The organism is Bradyrhizobium sp. (assembly GCF_049798375.1).
Classification (GTDB): Bacteria; Pseudomonadota; Alphaproteobacteria; order Rhizobiales; family Xanthobacteraceae; genus Bradyrhizobium.
The window spans coordinates 1-2,071 of the sequence record NZ_JBARGP010000536.1; the positions used below are offsets into that span (position 1 = coordinate 1).

Genomic DNA, 2,071 nt, shown 5'->3' on the forward strand with positions numbered 1-2,071 from the left:
TGCCCCGCCTGGGGCATCACATCTGAAGATGTCGCACGCGCATTGCGAATACATGACCTCGCGTTCTCGCGACATGACATGCCCGAGCTATCCTGATCTCATTACCCTCATCAAACAGAGGGCGCAGGAAAGGCCGGGTATCCGCTGATACCCATGGTCCGCGTGCAGCAAAAAAGCACGCGGCAGAACCACAGGCTCAGCCAATATCCGGCCTTCCCTGCGCGGTGGTTTGACGGCTTATACGTGATCTCCTTGGGGACCGGCGTTCTTGCCCCCATCGCCCGCGACGCTCAAAGAGCATCGCAGGCTTGGCCTCAGCACCGGGAGACCAGGACCACACGACTTCGCCGGCGCATCGACATTGTTCGTCCGCGTGAAGGTCACGCTGCAACTCGATGCGCCCACCGCTTCCCCGCCTCGCATATCGTGACGACCGCGCGTACGCCCCTCCGTGATGAGGCGGGATGCGCGAGATCATCGTTTTGATTTGCCCGACGAGGCAAGCGCGCACGCCTGCGACAAAGTAACCCGACGGGCAATTTGTGCAGAGGGGAGATGTTGGACCAGGCGCCGATCGTAGGGTGGGCAAAGGCGCGTGCGCGACGGCGCATCTACAAATTCCCAAGGAGCGAGCGCCGTGCCCACCATCGGCGAGGCGAAAGCGTCGATGGAATGGTGGGCACGCTTCGCTTTGCCCACCCTACGGGTCGCGCTTGTTGATGCTCCGCGGCAAGCGAGAAGCCACGTCACCCCCGCCGCGTCCAATGCTCCGCATTGACCGCACCGACCGGTGCCTCGCCCTTGATGATGGCAGCGACCTGGCGCACCGTCTCGGCCGCCTGATGCTCGATGGCCTGCGGCGTCAGGCCGCCGATATGCGGCGTCGCGATGACGTTTGGAAGCGCCGCCAGCGCCGGTGATGGCATCTGGTCCGGCGCACGGCCGACATCCATCGCCGCCCCGGCGATGCGGCCCTCGCGCAATGCGGCGGCCAACGCCTGTTCGTCCACCAGATTGCCGCGCGACAAATTGATGAAGAACGCGTCTGCCTGCATCCGCGCCAGCGCCGCCTGCCCGATCAGGTTCTCGGTCTGCTCATTGGCGATGGCGAGACAGATGACATAGTCGGCGCGTGCGAGCAGATCATCCAGCGCGACACGCGCGATATCAGGCTGATCGATGACAGCGAAGGGATCGGCGACCAGCACCTCCATATCGAGTGCCTTCGCCAGGCATGCCAGATGGCGTCCGATGGCGCCGTAGCCGATGATGCCGATGCGGCTGCCCGCCAGTTGGCGACCCATCACGACCTCGGGCTTCCGGCCCGCGTGATAGTCCGCCGTCGCCCGTGAGACACCGCGCGACAAATCGACCATGTAGCCGAGCGCGAGCTCCGCCACCGCCGGCACGAAGCCCGGCGAGGCTCGCGTCACCAGCACCCCCTGCGCCGATGCGGCAGCCACATCGACGTTGCGGATGTCGACCGCGCAGCGCACGAAGGCGCGCAACTTCGGGAGCTGCGCGAAGATCTCGCCCCTGCCCTCGGTGATGCGATCGGCGACGATGATGTCGACATCCTTGGCCGCGGCGACCAGGCCGGCCGCGTCGAGCGTCGTCTCGACGTCATGCAGGATCACCTCGGCCTGCGCCTGCAGGCCCCTCAGGCTGCGCTCGCCGTAATATTGCCGGCGGAACTCCGGCGTGTGGGTCAACAGCACCTTCATGATAAATGTCCTCAAAGCTGAACGCATCTCTACGAGATAGAAGAGCCATCAGCGCACTCGGTTCACCTCTCCCCATTCGGCGAGAGGTGGACTGCCATTGCCGCGCCATTCGATGTCGCCATGACCTAGTCGGCTCGTTCAATACCCCAGCGCGCGTGGCAACGCGGTCGAGATCGCGGGCACGAACGACACCACCAGCAGGCACAGAAACAACAGGCCAAGATAGCCCAGGATCGGCTTGATGGTCTGCTCGACCGGCACCTTGCCGATCAGGCAGGCGCCGTAGAGGCCTAAGCCCAGCGGCGGCGCGAACAGGCCGATGCCCATCGCGATCACGAGCACGACGC

Annotated in this window: 2 protein-coding genes; both read right to left on the bottom strand. The window is 64.8% G+C overall.

The annotated features are described in order from the left end of the window. Positions 1–746 precede the first annotated feature (746 nt). Positions 747–1,724, bottom strand: a complete 978-nt coding sequence (locus WA702_RS21695) for an NAD(P)-dependent oxidoreductase (RefSeq protein WP_425112603.1) — start codon at positions 1,722–1,724, stop codon at positions 747–749. 138 nt (positions 1,725–1,862) lie between these two features. Beyond that, the coding region (locus WA702_RS21700; RefSeq protein ID WP_425112604.1) for a TRAP transporter large permease subunit at positions 1,863–2,071 on the bottom strand (209 nt) is incomplete at its 5' end.

Bases quoted from the DNA above. Each gene is read 5' to 3' on its own strand.
- WA702_RS21695 (WP_425112603.1), bottom strand. From the start codon at position 1,724: ATGAAGGTGCTGTTGACCCACACGCCGGAGTTCCGCCGGCAATATTAC.